Genomic DNA, 26,060 nt, shown 5'->3' with positions numbered 1-26,060 from the left:
TCGCGCATGACGGTCGAGCTCTTCGCCGGCATCCCGGTCGGCGACCTCGCGCGCGCCAAGGACTGGTACGAGCGGCTGCTCGGGGCCGGACCGGCGTTCCTGCCCAACGACGTCGAGGCCGTGTGGGAGGTCGCCGAGCACCGGTTCGTCTACGTCGAGCTGCTGCCCGAGCACGCCGGCCACGCGCGGCACACCCTGTTCGTCGACGACCTGGACGCGCGGGTCGAGGCGATGGCCGCCCGGGGCCTCGAGCCGGCCCAGCGGGAGACCTACGACAACGGCGTCCGCAAGATCACCTACCGCGATCCGGACGGCAACGAGATCGGCTTCGGCGGCGGTCCGGACGAGTCGCCCCCGGGCTGATCATCGGCAGGTGGCTGCTCGACACGCCGACGGGCCCAGCCACTCGCCGATGATCACGGGAGGGCGACCCCTCAGCCGGCGAGGGTGTCGAGGCGGTCGGCGGACTCGTCCGTCGGGGGCTGCAGCCGGCCGAGCACCTCGGCGGCGCTGTCACCGGTGGCGTCCATCGACTTCTTCACGGTCGCGCCGTAGACGTCGACGTACTCCTGCCCGGACAGGGTCATGATCTCGTACATGATCTCGTCGGTGATCGACCGCTCGACGAACCGGTCGCCGGCCATGCCCTCGTAGCGGGAGAAGTCCAGCGGCTTGCCGAACTTCACGCACACGCGCACGAGCTTCTTGCCGAAGGGCAGCTTCCGGGAGCGGTAGATCATCGCCACGGGGACGACGGGGGCGCCGGTCTCCAGCGCCATGCGGGCGACGCCGATCTTGCCGCGGTAGAGACGGCGGCCGTCGGGCGAACGGGTGCCCTCGGGGTAGATGCCCAGCAGGTTGCCGCTGCGCAGGATCCCGATGCCCGTGCGGATCGCGTCCTCGGCGGCGCTGGCGCTGGTCCGGTCGATGGGCACCTGCCCGCTGCCGGCGAAGAAGACGCGCTGCGCCCAGCCCTTCAGGCCCGTCCCGGTGAAGTACTCCTGCTTCGCCAGGAAGGTGACCCGCCGCCGCAGCGACAGCGGCATGAAGATCCAGTCAGCGGCCGACAGGTGGTTGCTCGCCAGGATCGCGGCACCCCCGGAGGGCACGTGCTCCGTGCCCTCCGCCTGCGGTCGGATGACCAGCTTCACGGCCGGGCCGATCGCGACGAACTTGAGGAACCAGTAGAACAACACGCCTCCCTCGTGAGCTGCCAGACTAGGGAGGTCGGCGGCCCGTGGACAATCGGCGGGTGCTGTGACCTGTATCCGCTGGTCGGCGCGGCCGCCCGGCACCGAGGAGGAGCCACCGTGCCGCAGCCCCCCGCGCCCGACGAGGTGCTCGCCGGTGCCGAGCCGTTCGCCTTCCCGGGCGGGGACGGCCCGGAGGGGCGCACCGGCGTGCTGCTGGTGCACGGTTTCACCGGCTCGCCGATGAGCATGCGGCCGTGGGGTGAGCACCTCGCGGCCGCGGGGTTCGCCGTCCGCTGCCCCCTGCTGCCGGGGCACGGCACCCGGTGGCAGGACTGCAACCTGGTCACCGAGGACGACTGGACGACGGCGGTCGGCGAGGCGTTCGACACGCTGGCCCGGGACGTCGACCGCGTCGTCGTCGCGGGCCTGTCGATGGGCGGCACGCTGGCGATCCGGCTGGCCGAGCTCCGCCCGGACGACGTCGCCGCGCTGGTGCTGGTCAACCCCTCCCTGCTCACCCAGCGGCTGGACGCCAAGCTGCTGCCGCTGCTGGCCCGGCTGACCACGAGCTGGGCGCCGATCGCCAGCGACATCAAGAAGCCCGGCGTCACCGAGCTCGCCTATCCCCGGCTGCCGCTGCGCGCCATGCTCGGCCTGCGCCGGCTCTGGACGGCGACCCGAGCCGACCTCGCCGCGATCACCGCCCCCGTGCTGCTCTACCGCAGCGCGGTCGACCACGTCGTCGAGCCGGAGTCGAGCCGGGTGCTGCTGGCCGGCGTCGGCAGCTCCGACGTCACCGAGGTCGTGCTGGAGGACAGCTACCACGTGGCCACGCTGGACAACGACGCCCCGGCGATCTTCGCCGGCTCCGTGGACTGGATCCGTGCCCGCACCGGTGCGACCGCGCCGGAGACGACGTGAACGGCCGCGGACGGCGGGACAACGGGCTGGACGCCGCCCTCTGGAGCCCGCTGCGCGACGTGGACCCGAGGGTCGGCGAGCACCTGCTCGACGTCCTGTACGCCGCCGGCATCGCCGCCTATCTGGAGCCGGCCGCCGACGTCGGCCCCTACACCCGCACCGTCTTCCTGCCCAGCCCGCCGTCGGACCGGCTCTACGTCGACCGCGCCCACCGCGCCGAGGCCCGCGCGCTGGTCGACGCGCAGGCCGACGAGCACGTCCGCGGCCCGGTGCCCGAGCGCGCGCGGATCCGCCGCGACCTCGACGAGAACGCCGAGTGGGAGCGGATCGTGGCCGCCTTCGAGGCCGAGCACGGCCACACCGTGGTCGAGGACGCGCCCGCCGACGATCCCGTCCCGCCGCCCCCGCCGCCGGCCGAGCCCGAGGTCCTCGACCGGCCCGAGGAGCACTTCGAGCCGCCGCCGGCCCCGCCCGTGCCGCTGCCGTCGCCCCATTCGCTCTACGCGTTCCTGCTGATCGCCGCCGGCGTGCTGCTGGTGTGGGCGCCGGGCGTGGTCGGCCTGTCGTCGGACGTCGGGCTGGTCCTCGGCGTGGCCGCGGTCGCCGCCGGGGTGTTCACCGCCGTCTCCCGCATGCGGGACCGGTCGACCGACGACGGAGACGACGGCGCGGTGGTGTGACAGCCTCTACGGTGCGGCTGGTGAGCAGCGCACCGTCCTCCGCCACCGTCGCCCTGACCGGGCATCTCATGGACACCGGCATCCTGGCCAAGGTCCTCGACGACGTCCTCGAGTACGGCGGCGACTACCGCATCGAGAGCCTGGAGCTCGGCCGCGAGCACGAGGACGAGTCGCGCGCCGTCATCTCGCTGCGCGCCGCCGACGGGGACCTGCTCGACCGGATCGTCATGCGGCTGCAGACCCACGGCGCCAACGCCGTCGACCCCGGGACGGCGACGCTGCGGCCGGCGCCGGCCGACGGGGTCTTCCCCGACGACTTCTACTCCACGACCAACCTCGACACCTTCGTCCGGCTGGACCGCGACTGGGTGCGGGTCGACCGCGCCGAGATGGACTGCGGCCTGGTCGTCACCGAGGACGACGGGCAGGTCGTCGTCCGCACCGTCCCGGTGAGCGACGTGCGGGCCGGCGAGCAGGTCGTCTGCGGCGCCCACGGCGTCCGGGTGGTGATGCCGCCGGCGCCGGCCCGCGGCGAGGAGGAGGCCTTCGGGTTCATGTCCTCGATCGCCTCCAGCGAGAAGCCGCAGGCGCTGCTGGTCCGCCAGATCGCCGAGCGGATGCGCGAGGTCAAGGCGGCCGGCGAGAAGGTGCTCTGGGTCGGCGGCCCGGCGATCGTGCACACCGGCGCCGCGCCCGCGATGGTCCGGCTGGTCCGCGCCGGCTACGTCGACGTCCTGTTCGCGGGCAACGCCCTGGCCACGCACGACATCGAGGCGGCGCTGTTCGGGACCTCGCTCGGCGTCGACCTCGCCAAGGGCTCGGGCGTGCCGCACGGGCACGAGCACCACATCCGCGCGATCAACACGATCCGGGCCGCCGGCTCGATCCGGGCCGCCGTGGAGAAGGGCGTGCTGACCGGCGGCGTCATGCACGCGATCGTGGAGGCCGGCAAGCCGTTCGTGCTGGTCGGCTCGGTCCGCGACGACGGCCCCCTGCCCGACGTCCACACCGACGTCATCGAGGGGCAGCGGGCGATGCGCGCGCAGCTGCCCGGCGTCGGCTTCGCGATCATGGTGGCGACGATGCTGCACGCGATCGCGACGGGGAACATCCTCCCGGCGTCGGTGCCGCTGGTCTGCGTCGACATCAACCCCGCGACGGTGACCAAGCTGGCCGACCGCGGCAGCGCCCAGGCGATGGGCATCGTCACCGACATCGGCCTGTTCCTCGAGCAGCTCGCCCGAGAGCTGTGCTGATGCGGAGTCGCTCGGTGACGGAAACCGTCACCGAGCGACTCCGCTACAGCTCGTGGCGCACGAGGTCCGCGGCGCCCACGAGGCCGGCCTGCGGGCCGAGCTCGGCGGCGACCACCCGCGGGCCCGGCCGGAAGCCGCGGCCGGGCAGCGCGTGCCCCAGCCGGTCGCGCGCGGGGCCGAGCACCAGCTCGCCCAGCTTGCTCACCCCGCCGCCGATGACGACGACCTCGGGGTCGAGGACGGCGGCCAGGTCGGCGATGCCCTGGCCCAGCCACGTGCCGACCTCGGTGACCAGCTCGAGGGCGAGCGCGTCGCCGTCCGCGGCGGCCGCGGCGACGTCCTCGCCGGTCAGCCGGCGGGCATCGCCGTCCACCCGCTCGAGCAGCTGCGCCGCGGCGGCCGGGGACGACGTCGCCACCTCGCGTGCGGTCTGGCCGAGCGCGGTGCCGCTGGCGTACTGCTCCCAGCAGCCGCGGTTGCCGCAGGCGCACAGCCGCCCGTCCGGGACGACCCGCATGTGTCCCCACTCCCCCGCGACCCCGTGCGAGCCGCGCCGCAGCCGGCCGTCGAGGACGATCCCGCCGCCGATCCCGGTGCCGAGGGTGATCATCAGGGCGAGGTCGGCGCCGCGCGCCGCGCCGTAGCGGTACTCGGCCCAGCCGGCCGCGTCGGCGTCGTTGCCCACCCACAGCGGCAGCTGCAGCCGGCCCGCGAGGTCCTTGCGCAGCGTCGAGTGCCGCCAGGCCAGGTGCGGGCTGAACAGCACGGTGTCACCGGTGCGGTCGAACCAGCCGGCCGCGCCGACCCCGGCGCCGACCACCGGACCCTCGTGCCGCCCGAGCAGCTCGCCCACGACGCCCACGATGGCGTCCTCGGTCTCGGTGACCGAGGCGCCCGGCGTCGCCCGCCGCGCGGTGTCGAGGATGCGGCCGTCCGGCGCGACCAGGCCGCCGGCGACCTTGGTGCCGCCGATGTCGATGCCGACCGCGGGCAGCTCCGCGGCGCCTGCGCTCACGCGAGCTCGATCCGCTGGACCACCGGAGCGGGATCACGGTGCGTCGGCTCCTCCGCGTGGGCGGGGGGATCCGCGGCCGGCGCCTGCTCGGCGAAGGACCGCAGCGCGGCCGACGCGGTGGCGAGCACGTCACCCAGCACCGCGGTCAGCTCGGGCCGGTCGCCGCGCAGCACCGCCAGCAGCTGGCAGTGCGGGCACCACTTGCACTCGGCCGTGGGCTCGTGCGCCTCGGCGGCGGACTTCGCCGCCTCGAACAGGCGGCGGGCCTGGTCGGCCCAGTCGGCTCCGGTGGTCATGACGCACCCTCCTCGGCGGGCAGCAGGTCGGCCGGCCACAGCCGGGGATCGGGGGCGAAGGTGACCTCGAGCCGCGCGCCCGCGGTCCCGGGGTCGGCCAGCCGGCCGCCGGTCACCGAGCAGCGGCGCAGCAGGGCGTCGAGCCGCACCGACCGGCGCAGGCCCCCGGCGGTCACCACCAGCTCGTCACCCCAGCGGGTCAGCTCGACCTGCTCGCGCTCGGCGAACGGCAGCGGCAGGGCCAGCCGCCAGCTGCCGTCCAGCCGCTCCGGCGCCGGCGCCGCGACCGGCGCCGGCTCGGGCAGGTCCAGCCCGTCGACCAGCGCGGCGAGCTCCTCGACGCCGGACGGCGTCCCCGCGGACTCGGGCACCCGGCGCAGCGCGGCGACCTCGCCGAGGCCGGCCAGCACGGCCTCCTGCTCGGCCATCCGCCGCGCCCACCAGTTCCCGGACCCGCCCTCGGGCAGCACCCGGGCGACGACCGCCACCGGCCGCTGGCCGAGCAGCCCGAGCGTGGTCGCGGCCGACCGCAGCGCCGGGACGGCGGCCGGCCGGGCCGCGGCGGTCAGGACGACGGCGGTGGCCTCGGGGTCGGCGAGCGGCACCCGGGCCAGCAGCGCCTCGATCGCCGGGACGGCGCCGAGCAGCGCGTCGACCGGCCCCGAGCGGGCGACCCCGGAGCGGACGGCGGCCGTGCGGATCGCGGCGAGCGCGCGCATCCGCGGCGGCAGCGCGACGTCCAGCCACCAGCGCAGGGTCGTGGGCAGGGCCACCAGTGCGGTGCCGGACTCGAGCGGGCCGGCGTCCAGGACGACGACGTCGGCCTCGGCCCGCCCGAGCGCCGTGAGGAGGGCGAGCTCCGCGGCGCCCGGCAGCGGCACCACCGAGCTCGCCGGCGGCAGGTCGACCTGCGGGAGCAGCCCGGCCAGCGTGCCCGCGTGGGTCTGCCAGGTCTGCTCGGCGGCGGCCTGCGCATCGACGGCGACGACGTCCAGCCCCGGGACGGCGTCCAGCCCGGCGACGGCCGGGCGCTGACGGGACAGCAGCACGGTGCGGGCCCCCGACCGGGCCGCCCGCACCGCCGCGGCCGCGGCCAGCGTCGTCGTCCCGGCGCCACCGGGGCCGGTGAACAGCAGCCTGCGCACCGGGGCTCAGCCCTCGACGCGCTTCTTGAGCTCCTTGAGAGCCGTGTCGAGGATGACCTTCTCGGCCTTGCGCTTGATCATCCCGAGCATCGGGATCGAGAGGTCGATCGTGATGGAGTAGGTGACCTCGGTGCGGCCGCCGGACTCCACCAGCGTGTACGAGCCGTCCTGGCGCTTCTGCATCTGGCCCTTGACCAGCGTCCAGGAGACCTGGCGGTCGCCGTCCCACGTGTAGTCCAGGACGTAGTCGTCCTTGACCGCGCCGGCGTCCAGCACGAAGTGCACCCGGCGGGCGCGGCCGTCCTCGCCGGCCTCCACGACCTCGACCTTCTTGGCGGCGGCGACCCACTGCGGGTAGGACGGGAAGTCCGCGATGACCGCCATCACGTCGGCGGCGGGCGCGTCGACGACGATCGACTGGGTGGACTGGTCGGCCATGGGAGGCAGGCTAACCGCTGGGGGCCCACCCTTCCGGGCGGGGCGGGCCGTCCTCTGCTACTCGCGGGTAGGAGATGTCCTGCCCAGCCGCTAGATTGATCGTGACCCGTACCGGGAGCCGCGAGCGAGGGTGCTCGGCGGACGGTCGGGCGGAGAGGATCAGGCGTGCGCGAGTTCAGCGTTCCCGCGACGACCGAGGTGGGCCCGGACGAGGCGATCCCGGATCTGCTGGCCACCAACGTCGCCGAGCACGGCGACGAGGTGGGCTTGCGCGTGCACCTCGACGGCCAGTGGCGGGACGTGACGTGGCGGGAGTTCGGCGCCCAGGTCGCCGGCGTCGCCAAGGGACTCATCGCCTCCGGCGTCGCCGCGGGTGACCGCGTGGCGCTGCAGGCCCGCACCCGCTACGAGTGGACCGTCTGCGACTTCGCCATCTGGGCCGCCGGCGCGGTGACCGTGCCGGTGTACGAGACCTCCAGCGCCGACCAGGTCGCCTGGATCCTGTCCGACTCCGGCGCGACGGCCGCGATCGTCGAGCGCGCCGAGCACGCCGAGGCCATGGACTCGGTGCGCGACCAGACGCCCGACCTCGGTCCGGTCTGGGTCATGGACGACGACGCCGTCGGCACCCTCACCGCGGCCGGCACCGACGTCCCCGACGCCGAGCTCGACGCCCGCCGCGCCACGCTCAAGGCCGACAGCCTGGCAACGCTGATCTACACCAGCGGCACCACCGGCCGGCCCAAGGGCTGCGAGCTCACCCACGGCAACTTCCTGTTCGAGATCGGCAACGGCATGAGCCTGCTGGGCCGCTTCCTGAACATCGAGGGCTCGCTGCTGCTGTTCATCCCGCTCGCGCACGTGCTGGCCCGGGTCCTGCAGGTGGGCGCGGTGAAGACCCGCACGGTCATCGGGCACACCCCGGACGTGAAGAACCTGGTGGCCGACCTCGGCGAGTTCAAGCCGACGTTCGTCCTCGCCGTCCCCCGGGTGTTCGAGAAGGTCTACAACCAGGCCAAGGCCACCGCCGACGCCGGCGGCAAGGGCAAGATCTTCGACCGGGCCGCGCAGGTCGCCATCGACTGGTCGAAGGCGCAGGACACCGGCGGCCCCGGCCTCGCGCTGCGCGCCCAGCACGCGCTGTTCGACAAGCTGGTCTACGGCAAGCTGCGCGCCGCGCTCGGCGGCCGCTGCATCGGCGCGGTGTCCGGCGGCGCGCCCCTCGGCGAGCGGCTCGGCCACTTCTACCGGGGCATCGGCGTCACCGTCTACGAGGGCTACGGGCTCACCGAGACCACCGCGGCCGCCGCGGTCAACCACGACGAGGCCTTCCGCATCGGCACCGTCGGCCGCCCGCTGCCGGGCGTCTCCGCCGCGATCGCCGACGACGGCGAGATCCTCATCAAGGGCGGCATCGTCATGCGCGGCTACTGGAAGAACGAGGACGCCACCCGGGAGGCGATCGACGGCGAGGGCTGGTTCCACTCCGGCGACCTCGGCGAGATCGACGGCGACGGCTTCCTCAAGATCACCGGTCGCAAGAAGGAGATCCTGGTGACCGCGGGCGGCAAGAACGTCGCCCCCGCCGTCCTCGAGGACCGGCTGCGCGCCCACGCCCTGGTCAGCCAGACCATCGTCGTCGGCGACCAGCGGCCGTTCATCGGCGCGCTGATCACCCTCGACGAGGAGGCGCTGCCCGCCTGGCTGGCGTCCAAGGGCAAGCCGAAGGACACCCCGGTCGACAAGCTCCGGGACGACGAGGACCTGATCAAGGAGCTCGACGCCGCGGTGGCCGACGCCAACAAGGCCGTCTCGCACGCCGAAGCGATCAAGAAGTACCGCGTCCTCGGCTCGGACTTCACCGAGGAGAACGGGATGCTGACGCCGAGCCTGAAGCTCAAGCGCGCCGTCGTCCTCAAGGAGTTCGGCGACGAGGTCGAGGCGCTCTACGCCCGCTAGTCAGCCCTCCAGCAGGCGGGCGAACGTCGCGGCGATCGTCGTCCACGACCACCGCTCCTCGACCCAGGCCCGGCCGGCCGCGCCCATGGCCTGCGCCTTGGCCGGGTCGTCGAGCAGGCCGGTGATCGCCGCGGCCACGGCCTCGGGTGAGCGCGGCTCGACGACGTGCCCGGTGACGCCGTCCCGCACCGCCTCCGGGGCGCCGCCGGAGGTGCCGGCCACCACGGGCCGCCCGCACGCGGCCGCCTCGAGGAAGACCATGCCGAGGCCCTCGACGTCCAGCCCCGCGCGGCGGGTGCGGCACGGCATCGCGAAGACGTCGCCCGCGGCGTAGTGGGCCGGCAGCTCGTCGGCCGGCACGCTCCCGGTGAGGACGACGGAGCCGCCGAGCCCGCCGGCGTCGATCGCGCGGCGCAGCGAGGCCTCGGCCGGACCGCCGCCGACCAGCAGCAGGCGGGCGCGGGGGTGCCGGGCCAGGACCCGCGGCCAGGCCGCGACCAGGACGTCCTGGCCCTTGCGCGCCACCAGCCGGGACACGCAGACCACGACCGGCTCCTCCCCCAGCCCGTACCGGCGGCGGACGGCGGCCCCGTCGGCGGCCGGCGTGAACGCCTCGACGTCGACGCCGGGCGAGAGCTGGGCCAGCTCGGCGCGCCCGCCGAGCGCGGGCGCCAGCCGGCCGCGGGTGTACGCGCTGATGTAGGTGACCAGGTCGAGGCCCGAGGCGATCCGCTGCATCAGCTGCCGCGCGCCGGGCAGCGCCACCCAGCCGGTCTCGTGCCCGTGGGTGGCGCCCACCAGCCGCCGCACCCCGGCCGCGCGCAGCGCCGGGGCGAGCAGGCCCAGCGGGGCGGCGGCGCCGAAGAAGGCCGTGTCGCAGCCGTGTTCGCGGGCCAGCGCCACGGCGGCGCGCGCCGTGGCCCGGGTCGGCAGCAGCACCGACGTCGGCCGCCGCACCACCGGATACGGCAGCGCCGCGTCGTGGGCCTCCCAGCCCGGCGAGCGGGAGGCGAGCACGACCAGGGAGTCCGGCGGGCGGCGCTCGAGCAGCGCGGCGACGAAGGTCTGGATGCCGCCCTGCCGCGGCGGGAAGTCGTTCGTGACGACGAGGGTCTTCATCGCCGGTCCAGCTTCTCCCAGTCGCCGGCCATGGCCACCCGCTCCGCCGTGGTCGGGTGGCTGCCGAAGAACCACTGCCACACCGCGGGCGGGTCCGGCTGGGCGAGGTTGGTCTCGGCCAGCCGCTGCTGCATGGACACGAAGGCGTCCGGGTCCGCGGTGAGGTCGAGCGCATGGACGTCGGCGCGGGCCTCGATGCGCCGCGACACGAGGTTCTGCACGGGCGTGGTCAGCAACATCCCCACCGCGACGAGGAAGAGCAGCAGCGGCACGACCCGTGGGTCGCCCGGCCCGTCGGCGCCGGCCCGGCGCAGCAGCGGCGTCCAGGACAACAGCCAGCCCAGGAGCGCGACGCCGGCCGCGGCGCCCAGCGCGCCGAGCAGCGTCCCGGTGAGGACGTCGCCGGTGGACACGTGACCGAGCTCGTGCGCCACGATCGACTCGATCTCGTCGTCCGGCAGGGTCTGCAGCACCGTGTCGTAGAGGACGACGCGGCGGGTGGAGCCGAAGCCGGAGACGTAGGCGTTCAGCCCGGTCGTCCGCCGGGAGGCGTCGGAGACCAGCACGTCCCGGACCGGTGTGCCGTTCTCCTCGGCGAGCGCCAGGATCTGCGTGCGCAGCTCCCCGGCCGGCAGCGACTCGAAGCGGTTGAACGCCGGCTCGATGACCACCGGGTAGAGGAACGAGCCGACGACGACCAGCAGCGCGGCGGCGGCCGCGGCCCAGGCCCACCAGAACCGGGGCGCCCGGCGGGCGAGGACGACGAGCACGAGGACGGTGAGCGCGGTCAGGCCGGCGTCGATCGCCGTCGAGACGCCGACGTCGCGCAGGAACAGCGGCCAACTGCGGGTCGACAGCCCGTAGCGGTGCCGCACCACCTCGCCGTAGACCGCGAGCGGCAGGGTGACCAGCCGGCCGACGACCACCAGCGCCACCGTGCCGAGCAGAACCTGCCACACCCAGCCACCGCCGAGCGGGGCGGCGACCGCGCGGACCAGCCGGCTGCCCAGCCTGGTCAGCCCCAGCACCGCGGAGACCGCCAGCCCGAGGACCAGGTTCGCCAGCGAGGCCGGCCGCAGCGCGGCGGCGAAGGAGTCGGCGCGGTCGACGACCTCGGCCGGCAGCCCGGCGGTCGGGTCGAACGGCACGTGGCCGCCGGGCGGCGTGGGCAGCGGGGTCCACGGCGTGCGGAGGACCACCACCAGCACGAACGCGGCGCCCAGCACGATCGCCACGGCCAGGGCGGCGCGGGCACTGCTCCGCCCCGCCCCGCTCACGCCGCCGATCCTAGAAGGACCCCCTGCCCCCCACCGTTGAAGGACCCGGTCCTCCCCACCCCTCGCAAGCTCGGGGCGGTGCCCGGGATGGGGCCGGCGGCGGGACCCTGCAGGGGGCCACGGCCCAGTCCCACCAACGAGGGCCGGTGACCCGTGCGGGTCCACCGGCCCTCGCCGAGTGCTGCCGCCTAGGAGATGCGGCGGGCGCTGTTGTACCCCGGCATGGAGTCGACGCTCGCGATCTTGACCGGCTGGCCGGAGGTCGAGGCGTGGACCATCTGCCCGTTGCCGATGTACATCGCCACGTGGCTGACCGGGCTGTAGAAGAAGATCAGGTCACCCGGCTGCAGCTCCGAGCGCGAGACGGGCGTGCCCATCCGCGACTGCATGCTGCTCGAGTGCGGCAGGCTGATGCCCGCCGCCGCGTAGGCGTACTGGGTCAGACCCGAGCAGTCGAAGCTGTTCGGGCCGCCCGCGCCCCACACGTACGGGTCGCCGACCTGGGCCAGGGCGGTGTTCACCGCGGTCTGCGCGGCGGCGCTGCCGCCGCCCGCTGCCGCGGCCACCGGGGCGGCCGCGGGGGCCGCCGCCGGCGCGGTGAGCGCCCGGCCACCGTGGGACTCCGCCACCTGCTGCCGCTGCGCCGCGGTCAGCCGGTCGTACTGCTTCTGGTAGTCGGCGATGTCCGACTTCAGGTCGGCTTCCTGGGCCTTGATGCCGTCGAGGGTCCGCTGCGCCTTCGCGGCGGCCTCGTCGGCCTCGGTCCGGGCGGCCTCGGCGGCGTCGGCCGCCTCGGAGACCTGGTCGACCACCTGGTTGGTGTGACCGGCGATCGCGTTCAACGTGCCCAGCGACGAGACGAAGTCGTCGGCCGACTCGCTGGTCAGCAGCGCGTTGAGGGTCGTGACGTCGTCGCCCCCGGTCGTGTAGGCGCTGCGGGCGATCTCCCGGATCTGCCCGTCGAGCTCCTCGAGCTGCTGCTGCGCCTCCTCGGCGGCCTTGTCGGCGGCCTCGGCGGCGGCCTTCTGCTGCTCGAGCTCCTCGCGGGCGGTGTTGACCTGCTCCTGCACGACCTCGAGCTGGTGGCTGGCGTCGGCGACCAGCTGGGCGGCCTGCTCGGGCGTGGTGGCCCGGCCGGGTTCGGCGGCGGCCGTGCCGGGTAGGAGGGTCACGGTCAGGGCCGTGGTAGCACCCAACAGGAGCCCGGAGCGGAGCCAGGCGGAGGGGCGGGTGCGGCCCGGATGGCGGTTGTCGTTTCGTTCGCGTGCATGCCCCAGGGCAGGGCGAGGCGTCGCCACGTGCGGCGGCTCTCCTTCTTCCTCAGCTACCGCCTACCGAGTTAGCTGACGGGTTCGGGCTGGGAAGATGGCGCCCTATCTTCGTGCCCCGGCAAGCCGGCGCACGCTGAATTCACCCCAGTGCTGCGGTGGGTCCCCGGTTCCTCCTCGGGCACGTGACGTGCCGTCGGACGACTCGGCGGTGCTCGTCCGAGGTCACCCCGGTGGGGCGACGACCACCCGGTCGAACTCCGCCACCGTACGGGCGTGATGCAGTTGTGACAAACCGGCCCCCCCTCATTTGTCGTGATCGTCACTGCGAGCAGCATCACGGGCGCGCCGCGTGATGAGCCGCAGGTCCGACGGCAGGAGTGCCGGGGCTCAGCCGATCCGGCGGCCGCTCGCCCCGCCGGAGCGGTGGCGCAGCGGGGGCACCAGGCCGACGTCGGCCAGCGCACGGACGGCGCGGCGCTCCACGTCGTCGAAGTCCACGACGACCCCCGGCCTCGGGACGACGGCGTCCTCCGCGGCCGGCTCCCCGCCGGCACGGGCGGTCGCAGGTGCGCGGTCGGTCGCGGGTGCGCGGTCGGACAGCGCCACGACGACCGGGTCGTCGGTCTGCCAGCCGGGGGGCGCGCCGAGCAGCACGGTGACGACGCAGTCGGCGCAGCCGGTGCCGCGGGCGGTGCAGGTGTCGCAGTCGATGAGCATCGCTTCTCTCCTCCGTGAGTCGTCCGCACGGTAGGAGGAGCCACCGACAATTCCGGTGCGTTGTCGTGTCCGGGGGTTGACACGGACGCCGATCAGGTGCCCGCGTACTCCCAGTGCCACGGCTCCTCGCGGCCGTTGCCGGGATCGGCCCAGGTGGGGTGCAGCCAGCCGAACCGGCCGGCGTTGGCCACCATCCAGTTGTACTGCGGCGTGCCGTACGTCTGGATGCCGCCGCAGAGGTCGGTCGCCAGGCCCCACCCGTGGTTGCTGGTGCCGGGGACCGCCGCGAGCGCGGGCTTCTCCCCGTAGAGCTTCACCTGGCTGGCGTAGCTGCGGTAGGAGTCGGTGATGCAGATCGGCGACCCGAAGGCGTCGGCGAACGCCGCGGACATCGCCTTCCACGCCGCCGCGGCGTCGCAGCGCAGCTGGTGCCCGCCGACCCCGAGCGGGCACATGGCGCTCGGCGGGATCAGCCCGTTGGGATAGCCGCCCCACGCCCGCGCGCCGTCGAAGCTCGGCGGGTAGACGGTGTTGCCGCACTCGACCTTCAGCGCCCCGCCGGTGGGCCCGGGCACGTCGACCGGCGCACGCTTGCCCAGGCTCGGCCGGCCGATGCCGAGCACCTGGTCGGCCGGCAGCTTGCGGACGACGACCGCCCCCGCCCGAGCGTCGGCGGCCAGCATGGTCTGCGGGTCCAGGGCGATGCCGACGTGCCCGAGGCCGGACTCGGCGGTGCCGAGGAAGATCAGGTCGCCGGGGAGCACGTCGGCGGGGTCGACCGGCGTGGTGACGGCGAACAGCCCGGCCTGGTCGCCGGGCAGCTCGATCCCGGCCGACCGGTACACGGTCTGGACCAGCGTGCCGCAGGCCCAGGAGTCCGGCCCCGCGGTGCCGGGGGCGTAGGGCTTGCCGAGCGCGTCCATGGCGGACGTGACCGCGTTGAGCGTCTCGGCGGGCAGCACCAGCAGCGACGTGGGCTGGCGCGGCATCTGGGCCGCGCCCCGCTGCGCCCCGCCGGCCTTCGACGCGACGGGCTCCAGGCCGGGAGGCAGCGCGGACGCCGGGTCGCGCAGGGCCGCCGCGGCCGGCGCGACGATCCCGGCGTCGGCCAGCTGCTTGAGGTAGACCCGCCAGTTGGCCGCCGTCCGCGAGTTGACGTCCAGCTGCTCGCGCTGCAGCTGGGTGAGCTGGTCGTCGACGGCGTCGAGGGCCCGGCCCAGCTCGTCGGTGACCGCGTCGGCCTGCGCCTCGAGCTCGTCGATCTGCTCCTGCACCTTGCCGGCCCGCCGCTTCGCCTCGTCCAGCGCGGCCTGCGCCGCGGAATGGTCGGCGAGCGCGGCCTGGCGCTGCTGCTCGGCGGCGGCCAGCACGTCCGCCGTGTGGCGGTCGACGGCCTCGAGGTAGCCCATCGCGGCGACGATGTCGCCGGGGTCGCCGCCGTTGAGCAGCACGGTGAGCGGGGTCAGCGAGCCGCCGTCCCGGTAGGCCGCCGCCGCGTACTGGGCCACCACGGCCTGGCGCTCGGCCAGCACGCCCTCGCTGTCGTCCAGCACCGCCTGGGCGGCGTCCACGTCCTTCTGGGCCGCGGCGAGGTCCTCCTGCGCCTTGACGATCTCGACCTGGCGCTCCTGCAGGCCCACCTGCACCTCGGCCGCGCGCTGCTGCAGCTCGTCCAGCGCCGAGGAGTCCAGGACGCCGGAGGTGCCGCCCGGCTGGTCGCTGGGATCGGCCGAGGCGGGGACGGCGAGCGGGAAGGCCACGGCCAGCACGAGCGCCGCCACGACCGCCAGGAGGGACGCCGCAGACCGGCGTCGGGTGCGCCACCGGGAGCGCACGGGCATCGGATCCACCTCTGGGCTGTCTGGCCTGCTCTGACCGGCGAGGGGATCCTTGCCCGGGCCCCCGCGTCCCGCCACGTGAGCAGCCAGTTTCCCCCAGGCGGGCGACCGGCGGCACCCACGAATGTCTCCTGGCGGCCCCCAAATCGGGTGGGCCGCGGGCCGTCACCGACCGGCGCGCTTCCCCGGGACTGTCGTTGCCCCCACCTACCGTCCGCCCCGTGCCCCCCTCCCCCGGTCTCTTCCCCGCTCCCCGGGCCGGCGCCGCCGTCTTCGACCCGCCGGGCTACGTGCAGGGGACCATCGACGAGCTGGGCACGCCGCTGTCGGCGGTCACCTTCGTCGTCGTCGACCTCGAGACCACCGGCGGCTCCCCGGCCGACAGCGCGATCACCGAGATCGGCGCGGTCAAGGTCCGCGGCGGCCAGGTGCTCGGCGAGTTCCAGACCCTCGTCGACCCGGGCCGGGAGATCCCGCCCTACATCAGCGTGCTCACCGGGATCACCACGTCGATGGTCGCGGCGGCCCCGCGGATCGGCGCCGTCCTCCCGGCCTTCCTGGAGTTCGCGCAGGGCGCGGTGCTCGTGGCCCACAACGCGCCGTTCGACATCGGCTTCCTCAAGGCCGCCTGCGCCGAGAACGGCTTCGCGTGGCCCCCGGCCGCCTCCGTCGACACCGCCGTCCTCGCCCGGCGGCTGCTCACCCGCGACGAGGTGCCCAACTGCAAGCTGGCCACGCTCGCTCCTTACTTCTCCACCAGCACCCAGCCCTGCCACCGCGCCCTCGCCGACGCCCGGGCGACCGTCGACGTGCTGCACGGGCTCTTCGAGCGGCTCGGCCCGCTCGGGATCACCTCGCTCGAGGAGCTCACCGGCCTCACCCGGCAGATCGACCCCGAGCGGCGGCGCAAGCGGCACCTCGCCGACGACGTGCCGCACGGCCCGGGCGTCTACGTCTTCCGCGGCCCGCGCGACGAGCCCCTCTACGTCGGGACGTCGAACGACCTGCGCAGCCGGGTGCGCAGCTACTTCACCTCCGGCGAGCAGCGCAGCCGGATCACCGAGATGGTGGGCCTCGCCAAGCGGGTCGAGGCGCTGCCCTGCGCGCACGACCTGGAGGCGGCGGTGCGCGAGCTGCGGCTGATCGCCGAGCACAAGCCCCGCTACAACCGCCGGTCCCGGTTCCCGGAGCGGGCGCTGTGGCTGCGGCTGACCGACGAGCCCTTCCCCCGGCTGTCGGTGGTCCGGCGGGTGCGGCCGGGCGCCGGGGTGTTCCTCGGGCCGTTCCCCGACCGGCGGGCCGCCGACGCCGCGGCCGCCGCCGTCCACGAGGCCCTGCCGCTGCGGCAGTGCACCGCGCGGCTCTCGCCCCGCTCGACCGGGAACACCGCCTGCGCGCTGGCCGGCATGGGCCGCTGCGGCGCGCCGTGCACCGGCGCCCAGTCGGTCGAGGAGTACGCCCGGATCACCGCGGTGTTCCGCGCCGCCGTCGCCTCGGACCCGCGGGAGCTGATCGCGCCGCTGCTGCTGCGGGTCGACCGGCTGGCCGCCGCGGAGCGCTATGAGGACGCCGCGGTGCTCCGCGACCGGGTCGCCGTGCTCGTCCGCGCCGTCCGCCGCCGGCAGCGGCTGGAGTCCCTGGCCGCCGTCCCCGAGCTGGTGCTGGCCCGCCCCGACGGCGACGGCGGCTGGCAGCTGTCCGTCGTCCGTAGGGGGCGGCTGGTGGCGGCGGGCAACGCCCCCCGCGGCACGTCGGTGCGCGGCACGCTGCCGGGCCTGCTCGCCACCGCGGAGACGCCGATCGGCCCGGCGGACGAGCCGGCGGCCTCGGTCGACGAGACCGAGCTGGTGATGCGGTGGATCGAGAAGCCCGGCACCCGGCTGGTCCAGGTCGAGGGCACGCTCGCCTGCCCGGCCCCCGGCACCGGCGCGTACAGCGGCTTCCTCGCCCGTGTCGAGGCCGGCCGGATCGAGCGGGACCCGTTCGCCGACGCGCGCTCGCTGGGCACCCGCGCCCGGCCCGAACGCGTCACGCCGGCTCCGGGCGGCCAGGGTGCGGCCCGGCTAGGCTCCCCGGCGTGATCACCGCCATCGTGATGATCGACGCGGCCACCGACTCCATCGGCGAGGTCGCCCAGGCGGTCGCCGACCTCGAGGGCGTCAGCGAGGTCTACTCCGTCGCCGGCGACACCGACCTCATCGCGATCGTGCGGGTGCGCGAGTTCGAGCAGGTCGCCGAGGTGATCGCCGGCCGGATCAACAAGGTCCCCGGCGTCGTCGACACCGACACCCACATCGCCTTCCGCGCCTACTCGAAGCACGACCTCGAGGCGGCCTTCTCGATCGGCTTCGAGACCGCCGACTGAAGCTCAGCGGTCGGCGATCGCGCTGCTGACCGTCACCCAGCGGTCGAGCAGCGCCGCCGCGCGCCCGTCGTCGACCGCGGCGGCCGCCCGCGCCATCCCGGCGGCCAAGGCGTCGTGCAGCCGTTCGGCGCGGGTCTCGAAGGCCGACAGCGCGGCGGCGGCGTTGAGCAGCACGGCGTCGCGCACCGGGCCGGGCTCGCCGTCCACCACCCGCCGGAAGACCGCCGCGTTGAACGCCGGGTCGCCGCCGCGCAGGGCGTCCTGCGGCGGCGCGGCGATGCCGAGGGCGGAGGGGTCCACCCGGTCGGGCTCGACCTCGCCGTCGCGCACCACCCACGCCGAGGACGTCGTGGCGGTGGTCAGCTCGTCGAGGCCGTCGTCCCCCCGGAAGACCACCGCCCGCGTGCCCCGGCCGGCCAGGACCGCCGCGAGCACGGGGGCCATGCGCAGGTCGGCGCAGCCGATGGCGGCCGCCACCGGGCGGGCCGGGTTGGTCAGCGGCCCGAGGAAGTTGAAGACGGTGCCGATGCCCATCTCCCGCCGCGGCACCGCCGTGTGCCGGAAGCCGGGGTGGAAGACCGGCGCGAAGAAGAAGCCGATCCCGGCCTCCCGCACGCACCGGGCCACGCCGGGCGCGGGCAGGTCGATCACGACGCCGAGCGCCTCGAGCACGTCGGCCGACCCCGAGGACGACGACGCCGCCCGGTTGCCGTGCTTGGCGACCGGCACCCCCGCCGCGGCGGCCACGACGGCGGCCATCGAGGAGATGTTGACCGTGTGCGCCCCGTCGCCGCCGGTGCCGACGATGTCGACGCAGTCCAGCGGCAGGTCCACCGGCGTGGCCCGGTCGCGCATGGTGTCCGCGAGGCCGGCGACCTCCTCGGGCGCCTCCCCCTTGGCGCGCAGCGCGACGACGAAGGCGGCGATCTGCGCCGGGGATGCCTCCCCGCTCATGATCTCGCCCATCGCCCACGCGGTGTCGGCCGAGGACAGGTCCTGCCGGGCCAGCAGCCGGCCGAGCAGCCCCGGCCAGGTCGGCGCGCTCATCGGCGGCTAGCGGCGGGCGGCCGGCGGCCGGGCCGCGTGCTCGCGCACCAGCTCGGCGACGACGCCGGGGGCGGTCAGCGGGTCGACCGGGAAGGGCAGGGTGCCGTCGGCGAGGGACCAGTGGGCCAGCCAGCGGTCGGGCTGGCGGGCGATGAGCACGCACAGCGCCGGGCAGTCGGCCAGCTCCTCCTTGAGCTGGCGGGCCAGCGCCAGGCCGCCGGTGGGCTGCGCCTCGCCGTCGAGGACGCACAGGTCGATGCCGCCGAGGTCGACGGCGGTGACCACCTCGTCACCCGTCTCGCACTCCACCCAGGTGAGCGGCCCGACGTCCGCGGCCGGCCGTCGCCCGACCGCCGTCCGCACGGCGTCGCGGACCTCGGGCCGGTGGCTGTAGACGAGCACGGTGGCCGGTACGGCGTCAGTCACGGGCCGGAGCCTAGTGCCCACCAGCGACGATCCACGGCAGGCGGCGAAGGGCTGCATATCGAGGAGGTCACGGTGCCGCCACGCCATCCCACCCGCAGTCGTGACCACCCTGTGCCGATGCCATGATGACCCCGTGACAACGGCCCCCGTTGCGAGCAGCGCCTTCGACACCACGCGGGTGCACTCCCTGACCCGACCGAACATGGTCAGCGTCGGCACGATCATCTGGCTCGCCAGCGAGCTGATGTTCTTCGCCGGCCTGTTCGCCATGTACTTCACCGCGCGCGCCCGTTCCACCACGGGGTGGCCGCAGCCGCCGACCGAGCTGGACATCCCGTACGCCCTCGTCGTCACGATCATCCTGGTCGCCTCGTCGGTCACCTGTCAGATGGGTGTGTTCGCGGCCGAGCAGGGCAACGTCTACGGCTTGCGGCGCTGGTACTCGATCACGTTCCTGATGGGTCTGGCCTTCGTGCTCGGCCAGGCGAACGAGTACCGCACCCTCGTCGAGGAGGGGACGACGATCTCGTCGTCCACCTACGGCTCGGTCTTCTACCTGGCCACCGGCTTCCACGGCCTGCACGTCATCGGCGGCCTCGTGGCGTTCGTCTTCATGCTCATCCGGTCCACCATGGGCCGCTTCACGCCGGCACAGGCGACCTCGGCGATCGTGGTCTCCTACTACTGGCACTTCGTCGACGTCGTGTGGATCGGGCTGTTCAGCACGATCTACTTCATCCGCTAGGAAGCCGGTGTCCACCACGAACCCGAAGTCCGAGGCCACCCCGAGCGACCGGGCCCGCGCACGCCGCCGTTCCAAGTCGCGCCGCCGCCTGGCGAACGTCGCCGGCCTGATGGCCGCGCTCGTGCTGACCGGCGCCCTGTACTCGATCGTGGCGCCGGCCAACGCCGCCGACGACACGACCTCGGCGTCCAGCGCCGAGGAAGCCGGCCGGGCCCTGTACGAGCGCAGCTGCATCACCTGCCACGGTGACAACCTCGAGGGCGTCCCGCGGCGCGGCCCGTCGCTGATCGGCGTCGGCGAGGCGGCCGTCTACTTCCAGGTGCACACCGGCCGCATGCCGCTGGTGCGCCAGGAGGCCGACGCGCAGAACAAGCCGCCGGTGTTCTCCGACGAGGAGATCGACCAGCTGGCGGCGTACGTCGAGGCCAACGGCGGCGGCCCGACCCTGCCCTCCGGTGACCTGCGCGCCGGCGACCTGGCCCTGGGCGGCGAGCTGTTCCGGCTCAACTGCGCCTCCTGCCACAACTTCGTCGGCAAGGGCGGCGCCCTCTCGTCCGGCAAGGCCGCGCCGAGCCTGAACGACACCTCCGATCTCGAGCTGTACGCCGCCATGCTCACCGGCCCGGAGAACATGCCGGTGTTCGGCGACAACCAGCTCACGCCGGACGAGAAGCGCTCGATCATCAACTACGTCCAGACCATCAAGGAGCAGGCCGACCCCGGTGGCGCCGGTATCGGGCGGATCGGTCCGGTGGCCGAGGGCCTCGTGATCTGGGTCGTCGGCATCGGCGCACTGTTGTTCGGAGTCTTCTGGATGGGGAGCAAGGCGTGAGTTCGCGGGAGGAGCGGCCCGGCAGCACGGGCGGCACGGAGCACGGCGGGCTGGACGCGGAGTACAGCCGCGAGCGCCTGGCCACGATGAGCCGCGAGGACCTCGACCGGCTCGGTGCCCAGCAGGACGGCGTCGAGGTCGTCCACGTCGACCTGGGTCCCGAGCCGGGCTCGCGGGTCGAGCGGCGCGCCATCCGCCAGGTGGGGACGCTGTTCTTCCTCGCCGGCCTGCTCGCCTTCGGCTTCGTCGTCGTCTACGTCGGCTCGGGCTGGTTCCTGCCGGAGTGGTCGTGGACCGAGAACACCAGCACGTGGAGCGCCCTGTTCACGCCACTGCTGGGCCTGAGCCTCGGGCTCGCACTGACCCTCGTCGGCGTCGGCCTGGTGCTGTTCACCAAGCGCCTGCTGCCGCACGAGACCGCGGTGCAGGTCAAGCACGAGACGTCGCACTTCGACCAGATGACGACGGGCGCGACGCTGACCGGCTGGGGCCACCGCAGCGGCCTGGCGCGGCGCAAGCTGATCACCCGCTCCCTGCTGTTCATGGGCGGCGGCATCGGGCTGGCGCTGATCCTGCCGCTGGGCGGGCTGATCAAGAACCCGAACAAGGGCAACCCGCTGGGCACCACGCCGTGGGGCCCCGGGGTGCGGCTGGTCCGCCTCGACGGCACGCCGATCCGCCCCGGCGACGCGGAGCCGGGCTCGCTGCAGACGGTCTTCCCGGGCGTCGAGGGCGGGGACCGCGCCAGTGACGCCGCGACGATGCTCTTCCGCCTCCGGCCCGAGCAGCTCGCGGTCAACCAGCCGCGGCCGGGCCAGGCGGACTACGGCTACGCCGACTACGTCGCCTACTCGAAGATCTGCACCCACGCCGGCTGCCCGGTGTCGCTGTACGAGCAGGAGACCAGCCGGATCCTCTGCCCCTGCCACCAGTCGCAGTTCCTCATCACCGACGGCGCCAAGCCGGTCTTCGGACCGGCCACCCGCGCGCTGCCGCAGCTGCCGATCGGGGTCGACGACGAGGGCTACTTCATCGCCCGCGCCGACTACTCTGAGGCCGTCGGCCCCACGTACTGGAACCGGGAGCGCATCTGATGGCTCGCACCGCCACCGCGCCGGGAGTGCCGACCACCCGCCTGGGCAAGGCCGCCGTCGAGCTCGACGAGCGGTTCGTGGCGGCCAACTGGTTCCGGCGGACCCTGAACAAGGTCTACCCCGACCACTGGTCGTTCCTGCTCGGCGAGATCGCGCTCTACTCGTTCGTCGTCCTGCTGCTCTCGGGCACGTACCTGACCTTCTTCTTCGACGCCTCCATGCGCGAGGTCGTCTACGACGGCTCGTACGCCCCGCTGCGCGGCGTGTCCATGTCGGCGGCCTACGACTCGACGCTGAACCTGTCCTTCGACGTCCGCGGCGGCCTGTTCATGCGCCAGCTGCACCACTGGGCCGCGCTGCTGTTCGTGGCGTCGATCGTGGTCCACCTGCTGCGGATCTTCTTCACGGGCGCCTTCCGCCGGCCGCGCGAGACGAACTGGCTGATCGGCATCGGGCTGCTCGTGCTCGGTCTCGTCGAGGGCTTCGCCGGCTACTCGATCCCGGACGACCTGCTCTCCGGCACCGGTCTGCGGATCGCGTCGGCGATCATGCTGGCCATCCCGGTGATCGGCACCTGGGTGTACTTCGCCGTCTTCGGCGGCGACTACCCGGGTGAGCTGATCGTCGGCCGGTTCTACATCCTGCACGTGCTGCTCCTCCCCGGGATCATCCTCGCGCTGATCACGGTGCACCTGCTGATCCTGATCAAGCAGAAGCACACCCAGTTCCCTGGCCCCGGGCGGACCGAGCACAACGTCGTCGGGAACCGGTTCTTCCCCACCTTCGCGGCCAAGTCCGGCGGTCTGTTCTTCATCGTCTTCGGCGTCTGCGCGTTGCTCGGCGGCCTGGTGCAGATCAACCCGGTCTGGCTGTGGGGCCCGTACAACCCGGCGCAGGTGTCCGCGGCGTCGCAGCCGGACTGGTACATCGGCTTCCTCGACGGGTCGACCCGGCTCTTCCCGGCCTGGGACATCAACCTGCCGGGCGACTACACGATCCCGGCGCTGCTCTGGCCGACCCTGGTGCTGCCCGGGATCATGTTCACGGTCATGGCGCTGTACCCGATGATCGAGCGCAAGCTGACCCGGGACACGGCCACGCACAACCTGCTCCAGCGGCCGCGGGACGTCCCGGTCCGGACGTCGCTGGGCGCCATGGCGCTCGCCTTCTACCTGGTGCTGTTCATCTCCGGCGGCAACGACGTCATCGCCGACAAGTTCGACATCAGCCTGAACGCGATGACCTGGTTCGGCCGGATCGGCATGGTGGTCCTCCCGCCGCTGGCGTACGTGTTCACCTACCGGATCTGCCTCGGCCTGCAGCGGCACGACCGCGAGGTGCTCGAGCACGGCATCGAGACCGGCGTCATCCGGCGGCTGCCCCACGGTGAGTTCATCGAGGTGCACCAGCCGCTCGGCCCGGTCGACGAGCACGGCCACGGCCAGCTGGCCTACGGCGGCGCTCCGGTGCCCAAGCGGATGAACCACGTCGGCGGTGCCCGCCGCGCCATCCGCGGGTTCTTCAGCCCGATCGAGTCGCCGGCGCAGGTCGAGCTCGAGCAGCGCGCGGAGGGCCACGGCCTGGCCGCCGCGGAGGCCGCCGAGCGCGAGCTCACCACCAGCGGTCGTCCCGCCGAGGGTGGCCGGCCGTCGGACGGCGGGCGCCCGCAGGAGCCGCGCGACTGACACACCAGGACCTCACCAGGCAGGGCCCCGACGGATCCGTCCGTCGGGGCCCTGCTGCTTTCCTGCCCCCGTGGGCCGACGCCGCCCGGCGGGCTTGCCACCGCGAGCCGTCGTGGTGCGCCCAGGCCGGGTTCCAGGCGCCGCAACCCGCTGCAGCGCCCACGGTGCTGCCGGCGCGCGCGCATCAGTCAGGCACTCCACACGGCGGTAGGCCTGCGCCCAGGCCCCGGGGCCTCACGAGGCGGTGATGTGCGCCCTGGGTGCATTCCAGCGCCCGGAACGAGCCCGCCGCGCACGCCGCTCCCCCGCGCCCACGCCGACGTGCGCGCTCAGGTCGAGCCGGGCTCCCCAGGCGTGTGGCACAACGACGAGGGCCCCTCCCGCAGGGTGCGGGAGGGGCCCTCGTCGAGTGCTGCAGAGCGTCAGCTCTGGGTGGCGTTCTGCCCCACGTAGTACTCGAACAGCAGGCCGCCGATGGTGATCAGCAGCGCGATGCCGGCGATGATGATCAGCCACGCGTACCAGAAGGCCAGCGCCAGCCCCATCAGGGCGGCGGACAGGCCGATCGCGAACGGCCAGTAGCTGCTGGGGCTGAAGAAGCCCAGCTCCCCCGCGCCCTCGGCGATGTCGGCGTCCTTGCGGTCCTCCGGGCGCGCGTCGATGCGCCGGGAGATGAACCAGAAGAACCCGCCGATCAGCCCGGTGAGGCCGGCCGAGAGGACGAGCGCCGTCGTCCCGATCGGCTCCTGGGCCCAGATGCCGTAGACCACCGCGGCCACCACGCAGAAGAACGCGATGACGTTGAAGATGAGCGCCTCGACCTTCACGGCCGTCCCTCCTGCTGCCTCGTGAGGCCCGCGACCCGCGCGTCAGCCATTGCCGCCGTCGTCGGCCCGCTGGGTGTCCCTGACCAGGTCGAACGGGTGCGTGGTCGTCGCGGTGCCGCTCTGGCCGATGCTCTCCAGGGCCTGCGCCGTGGTGGCCCCGCCTTCGCGGGCGGCGATGTAGGCGTCGAAGTCGGACCCGGACACCGCCCGGACCTCGAAATTCATGTACGCGTGGTAGGTGCCGCACAGCTCGGCGCAGCGGCCGACGTAGGCGCCCTCCTGCTGGACGGTCACCTCGAAGACGTTGTTGCGGCCGTTCTCGTTGCCGGGGATGACGTCGAGCTTGAAGAGGAACTCCGGCACCCAGAACGAGTGGATGACGTCGGCCGAGGCGACCTCGAAGCGGATCGTCCGGTCGGTCGGGAGGACGAGGATCGGGATCCGCTCGCTGGTGCCGATCGTCTGCACCGGCTGGTCGTTCGGCCCGGTGGTCTCGGGGTAGACGAACTGCCAGTTCCACTTGAACGCGTTGACGTCGACGACCAGGTCGGGGTCGTCACTGCGCGCCTGCACCTTGTTCTGCACGACCACGGTGAAGAAGAACAGCACCGCGATGATGACGAACGGGATGATCGTGTAGACGATCTCCAGCGGCAGGTTGTACGCCGTCTGCCGGGGCAGCTCGTCGCCGCGCTTCCGGTACCGGACGATGGCCCAGCCGATCAGGAACCAGACGATGATGCCGACGATCAGGGCGGCGATCACCGACCCGGTCCACAGCCGGCGCATGTCCTCGGCCTGCTCGGTGATGCCCGCGGGCCAGCCGAAGCGCCAGAACTCGTTGTTGAGGTCGCACCCGGTGAGGGCGATTCCTCCCAGGAGACCGAGCGCGCCCACCCGCGCGAGCCTGCTGACTCGAGCCACTGCTCGTTGCCTCCTCGTCCTCCGCCCGGACGGCCCGGACGGTCCTCCCCGCGCGGGCCTCCGGCCGTCCCCGGCACACGGTGCCCACACGTCGATCACAGTGTGGGCCGAGACTATCCGACCCCGCTCGGCGGCTCCTCACCGCCAGACGGGTCGTGGCCGCGCCGTGACCAGGGACGTGTCGGATGCGCATCCGGGGCGCCGTCCGTGTCGGCGGGAACGCGCTCCGGGGGGACGGCGGCGACGGTTAGAGTCGGAGGCGTGTTCCGCCGGCTGCTGACCCCGAAGTGGGTGTTGCTGCACCTGCTGGTGGCGGCCCTGTTCATCGCCACCTGGTTCCTCGGCTACTGGCAGCTCACCAAGGCCGAGGCCGGCGGCGGCGCGGTGAACTGGAGCTACGCCCTGCAATGGCCCCTCTACGGGTTCATGGGCCTGTGGTTCTACAGCCGCATGATCCGCGAGGAGCTCCACCGCGATCCCGACGCGGACGAACCCGGCACGGAGGTCGTTCTGTACCAGCGCCCGCGCATCGACACGTCCGACGACCCGGAGCTGGCCGCCTACAACGCCTACCTGGCCGAGCTCAACGAGCGGGCGCTGAAGAGCTCCCGCGGCCAGGCGGCCGGCCGCTGATGGCGCAGCAGACGCAGAAGCTCCCTCCCGCCCTCGGCGCCGCTCTCACCCGCTACCGCGTGATGGCCTACGTCGTCGGCGTGATGTTGCTGATCCTGGTCTTCGTCGCGGTGCCGCTGCGGTACTTCGCCGGGATCCCCGAGGTCTCCAAGATCGTCTCGCCGATCCACGGGCTGCTCTACATCGTCTACCTGGTGGCCGCCTTCGACCTGGCGCTCAAGGCCCGCTGGACGGGCAAGGGCACCGTCCTGGTGCTGCTGGCCGGCGTCGTCCCCTTCCTGTCCTTCTGGGCCGAGCGCCGGGTGACGGCCCGGGTCCGCGCGGGTCAAGCGCTGTAGCCGGCTCTCCCACCGAACG

27 protein-coding genes and 1 riboswitch are annotated in these 26,060 nt (G+C 73.9%); of the genes, 13 read left to right on the top strand and 14 right to left on the bottom strand.

All coding sequences use genetic code 11. The annotated features are described in order from the left end of the window. Positions 1–6 precede the first annotated feature (6 nt). The gene (locus AB3388_RS11020) at positions 7–363 is read left to right on the top strand and encodes a VOC family protein (RefSeq protein ID WP_495410814.1); all 357 of its coding nucleotides are present in this window, start codon (positions 7–9) and stop codon (positions 361–363) included. Positions 364–434: 71 nt separating this feature from the next. Here the strand turns inward: AB3388_RS11020 and AB3388_RS11015 are convergent, their stop codons facing one another. Then, on the bottom strand, positions 435–1,196 hold the full coding sequence (locus AB3388_RS11015; protein ID WP_495410813.1) for a lysophospholipid acyltransferase family protein: 762 nt from the start codon (positions 1,194–1,196) through the stop codon (positions 435–437). Positions 1,197–1,310: 114 nt separating this feature from the next. On the opposite strand from AB3388_RS11015, the gene AB3388_RS11010 reads away from it, so the two are divergent. The 3 genes from AB3388_RS11010 to AB3388_RS11000 are packed head-to-tail and all read left to right on the top strand — an operon-like array spanning position 1,311 to position 4,050. After that, a complete protein-coding gene (locus tag AB3388_RS11010) occupies positions 1,311–2,114 on the top strand; it encodes an alpha/beta hydrolase (protein ID WP_495410812.1) in 804 nt (267 codons plus the stop codon). Beyond that, positions 2,111–2,794: a hypothetical protein gene (locus AB3388_RS11005; protein ID WP_495410811.1), complete on the top strand. Its 684-nt coding sequence runs from the start codon at positions 2,111–2,113 to the stop codon at positions 2,792–2,794. The genes AB3388_RS11010 and AB3388_RS11005 overlap by 4 nt, the downstream gene beginning before the upstream one ends. A gap of 20 nt (positions 2,795–2,814) precedes the next feature. Further along, complete coding sequence (locus tag AB3388_RS11000) at positions 2,815–4,050, top strand: ornithine cyclodeaminase, nickel-pincer nucleotide-dependent (protein WP_495410810.1); 1,236 nt, start codon at positions 2,815–2,817, stop codon at positions 4,048–4,050. Between the two features lie 43 nt (positions 4,051–4,093). Here the strand turns inward: AB3388_RS11000 and AB3388_RS10995 are convergent, their stop codons facing one another. Genes AB3388_RS10995 through AB3388_RS10980 form a run of 4 tightly spaced genes read right to left on the bottom strand, consistent with a single transcriptional unit; the run spans position 4,094 to position 6,944 of the window. Then, a complete protein-coding gene (locus AB3388_RS10995) occupies positions 4,094–5,065 on the bottom strand; it encodes an ROK family protein (protein ID WP_495410809.1) in 972 nt (323 codons plus the stop codon). After that, entirely contained in the window at positions 5,062–5,361 is a 300-nt protein-coding gene (locus AB3388_RS10990) for a hypothetical protein (RefSeq protein ID WP_495410808.1), read from the bottom strand. Before AB3388_RS10990 ends, AB3388_RS10995 begins: the two co-directional genes overlap by 4 nt. Beyond that, positions 5,358–6,506 (bottom strand): ArsA family ATPase, encoded by a 1,149-nt coding sequence (locus AB3388_RS10985; protein WP_495410807.1) that lies wholly within the window; start codon positions 6,504–6,506, stop codon positions 5,358–5,360. Before AB3388_RS10985 ends, AB3388_RS10990 begins: the two co-directional genes overlap by 4 nt. A 6-nt stretch (positions 6,507–6,512) precedes the next feature. Then, entirely contained in the window at positions 6,513–6,944 is a 432-nt protein-coding gene (locus AB3388_RS10980; RefSeq protein ID WP_495410806.1) for an SRPBCC family protein, read from the bottom strand. A gap of 165 nt (positions 6,945–7,109) precedes the next feature. Here AB3388_RS10980 and AB3388_RS10975 point away from each other — a divergent pair, with 165 nt between their 5' ends. Beyond that, complete coding sequence (locus AB3388_RS10975) at positions 7,110–8,903, top strand: AMP-dependent synthetase/ligase (RefSeq protein WP_495410805.1); 1,794 nt, start codon at positions 7,110–7,112, stop codon at positions 8,901–8,903. Here the strand turns inward: AB3388_RS10975 and AB3388_RS10970 are convergent, their stop codons facing one another. The 5 genes from AB3388_RS10970 to AB3388_RS10950 form a co-directional block, all read right to left on the bottom strand. Then, positions 8,904–10,022, bottom strand: a complete 1,119-nt coding sequence (locus tag AB3388_RS10970; RefSeq protein WP_495410804.1) for a glycosyltransferase family 4 protein — start codon at positions 10,020–10,022, stop codon at positions 8,904–8,906. It abuts the gene before it with no gap. Beyond that, positions 10,019–11,299 (bottom strand): M48 family metallopeptidase, encoded by a 1,281-nt coding sequence (locus tag AB3388_RS10965; RefSeq protein ID WP_495410803.1) that lies wholly within the window; start codon positions 11,297–11,299, stop codon positions 10,019–10,021. The genes AB3388_RS10970 and AB3388_RS10965 overlap by 4 nt, the downstream gene beginning before the upstream one ends. 188 nt (positions 11,300–11,487) lie before the next feature. Next, positions 11,488–12,471, bottom strand: coding sequence for a C40 family peptidase (locus AB3388_RS10960; RefSeq protein WP_495410802.1), 984 nt, complete (start codon positions 12,469–12,471; stop codon positions 11,488–11,490). A gap of 141 nt (positions 12,472–12,612) precedes the next feature. Beyond that, a riboswitch (cyclic di-AMP (ydaO/yuaA leader) is annotated at positions 12,613–12,788 on the bottom strand. A 169-nt stretch (positions 12,789–12,957) separates the two neighbouring features. Further along, positions 12,958–13,287, bottom strand: coding sequence for a hypothetical protein (locus tag AB3388_RS10955; protein WP_495410801.1), 330 nt, complete (start codon positions 13,285–13,287; stop codon positions 12,958–12,960). A gap of 92 nt (positions 13,288–13,379) precedes the next feature. Beyond that, complete coding sequence (locus tag AB3388_RS10950; protein ID WP_495410800.1) at positions 13,380–15,128, bottom strand: D-alanyl-D-alanine carboxypeptidase family protein; 1,749 nt, start codon at positions 15,126–15,128, stop codon at positions 13,380–13,382. A 218-nt stretch (positions 15,129–15,346) separates the two neighbouring features. Here AB3388_RS10950 and AB3388_RS10945 point away from each other — a divergent pair, with 218 nt between their 5' ends. Then, positions 15,347–17,206 carry a DEDD exonuclease domain-containing protein gene (locus tag AB3388_RS10945; protein WP_495410799.1) on the top strand — a complete coding sequence of 620 codons (1,860 nt, stop codon included), beginning with the start codon at positions 15,347–15,349 and terminating at the stop codon, positions 17,204–17,206. Continuing rightward, entirely contained in the window at positions 17,203–17,490 is a 288-nt protein-coding gene (locus tag AB3388_RS10940; RefSeq protein ID WP_495410798.1) for an Lrp/AsnC family transcriptional regulator, read from the top strand. The genes AB3388_RS10945 and AB3388_RS10940 overlap by 4 nt, the downstream gene beginning before the upstream one ends. Positions 17,491–17,493: 3 nt before the next feature. Here the strand turns inward: AB3388_RS10940 and trpD are convergent, their stop codons facing one another. Then, positions 17,494–18,537 carry an anthranilate phosphoribosyltransferase gene (gene trpD / locus AB3388_RS10935; protein ID WP_495410797.1) on the bottom strand — a complete coding sequence of 348 codons (1,044 nt, stop codon included), beginning with the start codon at positions 18,535–18,537 and terminating at the stop codon, positions 17,494–17,496. Positions 18,538–18,543: 6 nt separating this feature from the next. Further along, entirely contained in the window at positions 18,544–18,963 is a 420-nt protein-coding gene (locus AB3388_RS10930) for a response regulator (RefSeq protein ID WP_495410796.1), read from the bottom strand. Between the two features lie 133 nt (positions 18,964–19,096). Between AB3388_RS10930 and ctaE the strand changes: the two genes are divergently transcribed. The 4 genes from ctaE to qcrB are packed head-to-tail and all read left to right on the top strand — an operon-like array spanning position 19,097 to position 23,319. Then, positions 19,097–19,708 (top strand): aa3-type cytochrome oxidase subunit III, encoded by a 612-nt coding sequence (gene ctaE / locus AB3388_RS10925; RefSeq protein ID WP_495410795.1) that lies wholly within the window; start codon positions 19,097–19,099, stop codon positions 19,706–19,708. A 7-nt stretch (positions 19,709–19,715) separates the two neighbouring features. Beyond that, the gene (gene qcrC, locus AB3388_RS10920) at positions 19,716–20,540 is read left to right on the top strand and encodes a cytochrome bc1 complex diheme cytochrome c subunit (RefSeq protein ID WP_495410794.1); all 825 of its coding nucleotides are present in this window, start codon (positions 19,716–19,718) and stop codon (positions 20,538–20,540) included. Continuing rightward, complete coding sequence (gene qcrA / locus AB3388_RS10915; RefSeq protein ID WP_495410793.1) at positions 20,537–21,634, top strand: cytochrome bc1 complex Rieske iron-sulfur subunit; 1,098 nt, start codon at positions 20,537–20,539, stop codon at positions 21,632–21,634. Before qcrC ends, qcrA begins: the two co-directional genes overlap by 4 nt. Continuing rightward, a complete protein-coding gene (gene qcrB, locus AB3388_RS10910) occupies positions 21,634–23,319 on the top strand; it encodes a cytochrome bc1 complex cytochrome b subunit (protein ID WP_495410792.1) in 1,686 nt (561 codons plus the stop codon). The genes qcrA and qcrB overlap by 1 nt, the downstream gene beginning before the upstream one ends. Before the next feature lie 422 nt (positions 23,320–23,741). Here qcrB and AB3388_RS10905 read toward each other — a convergent pair whose 3' ends face one another. Both AB3388_RS10905 and ctaC read right to left on the bottom strand, forming a co-directional pair. Beyond that, a complete protein-coding gene (locus AB3388_RS10905; protein ID WP_495410791.1) occupies positions 23,742–24,146 on the bottom strand; it encodes a cytochrome c oxidase subunit 4 in 405 nt (134 codons plus the stop codon). Between the two features lie 42 nt (positions 24,147–24,188). After that, positions 24,189–25,043 carry an aa3-type cytochrome oxidase subunit II gene (gene ctaC, locus AB3388_RS10900; RefSeq protein ID WP_495410790.1) on the bottom strand — a complete coding sequence of 285 codons (855 nt, stop codon included), beginning with the start codon at positions 25,041–25,043 and terminating at the stop codon, positions 24,189–24,191. A gap of 288 nt (positions 25,044–25,331) precedes the next feature. Between ctaC and AB3388_RS10895 the strand changes: the two genes are divergently transcribed. Then, on the top strand, positions 25,332–25,703 hold the full coding sequence (locus AB3388_RS10895; RefSeq protein ID WP_495410789.1) for a metalloprotease: 372 nt from the start codon (positions 25,332–25,334) through the stop codon (positions 25,701–25,703). Next, positions 25,703–26,041: a DUF3817 domain-containing protein gene (locus tag AB3388_RS10890; protein WP_495410788.1), complete on the top strand. Its 339-nt coding sequence runs from the start codon at positions 25,703–25,705 to the stop codon at positions 26,039–26,041. Before AB3388_RS10895 ends, AB3388_RS10890 begins: the two co-directional genes overlap by 1 nt. Positions 26,042–26,060 lie beyond the last annotated feature (19 nt).

The organism is Geodermatophilus sp. SMS 5-13 (assembly GCF_059428245.1).
The sequence above is the reverse complement of the archived record's forward strand: the minus strand, read 5'-3'. Positions and strand labels throughout refer to the sequence as shown.

Bases quoted from the DNA above. Each gene is read 5' to 3' on its own strand.
- AB3388_RS10950 (WP_495410800.1), bottom strand. From the start codon at position 15,128: ATGCCCGTGCGCTCCCGGTGGCGCACCCGACGCCGGTCTGCGGCGTCC.
- AB3388_RS10890 (WP_495410788.1), top strand. From the start codon at position 25,703: ATGGCGCAGCAGACGCAGAAGCTCCCTCCCGCCCTCGGCGCCGCTCTC.
- AB3388_RS10955 (WP_495410801.1), bottom strand. From the start codon at position 13,287: ATGCTCATCGACTGCGACACCTGCACCGCCCGCGGCACCGGCTGCGCC.
- AB3388_RS11020 (WP_495410814.1), top strand. From the start codon at position 7: ATGACGGTCGAGCTCTTCGCCGGCATCCCGGTCGGCGACCTCGCGCGC.
- trpD (WP_495410797.1), bottom strand. From the start codon at position 18,537: ATGAGCGCGCCGACCTGGCCGGGGCTGCTCGGCCGGCTGCTGGCCCGG.
- AB3388_RS10980 (WP_495410806.1), bottom strand. From the start codon at position 6,944: ATGGCCGACCAGTCCACCCAGTCGATCGTCGTCGACGCGCCCGCCGCC.
- AB3388_RS10970 (WP_495410804.1), bottom strand. From the start codon at position 10,022: ATGAAGACCCTCGTCGTCACGAACGACTTCCCGCCGCGGCAGGGCGGC.
- AB3388_RS10990 (WP_495410808.1), bottom strand. From the start codon at position 5,361: ATGACCACCGGAGCCGACTGGGCCGACCAGGCCCGCCGCCTGTTCGAG.
- qcrB (WP_495410792.1), top strand. From the start codon at position 21,634: ATGGCTCGCACCGCCACCGCGCCGGGAGTGCCGACCACCCGCCTGGGC.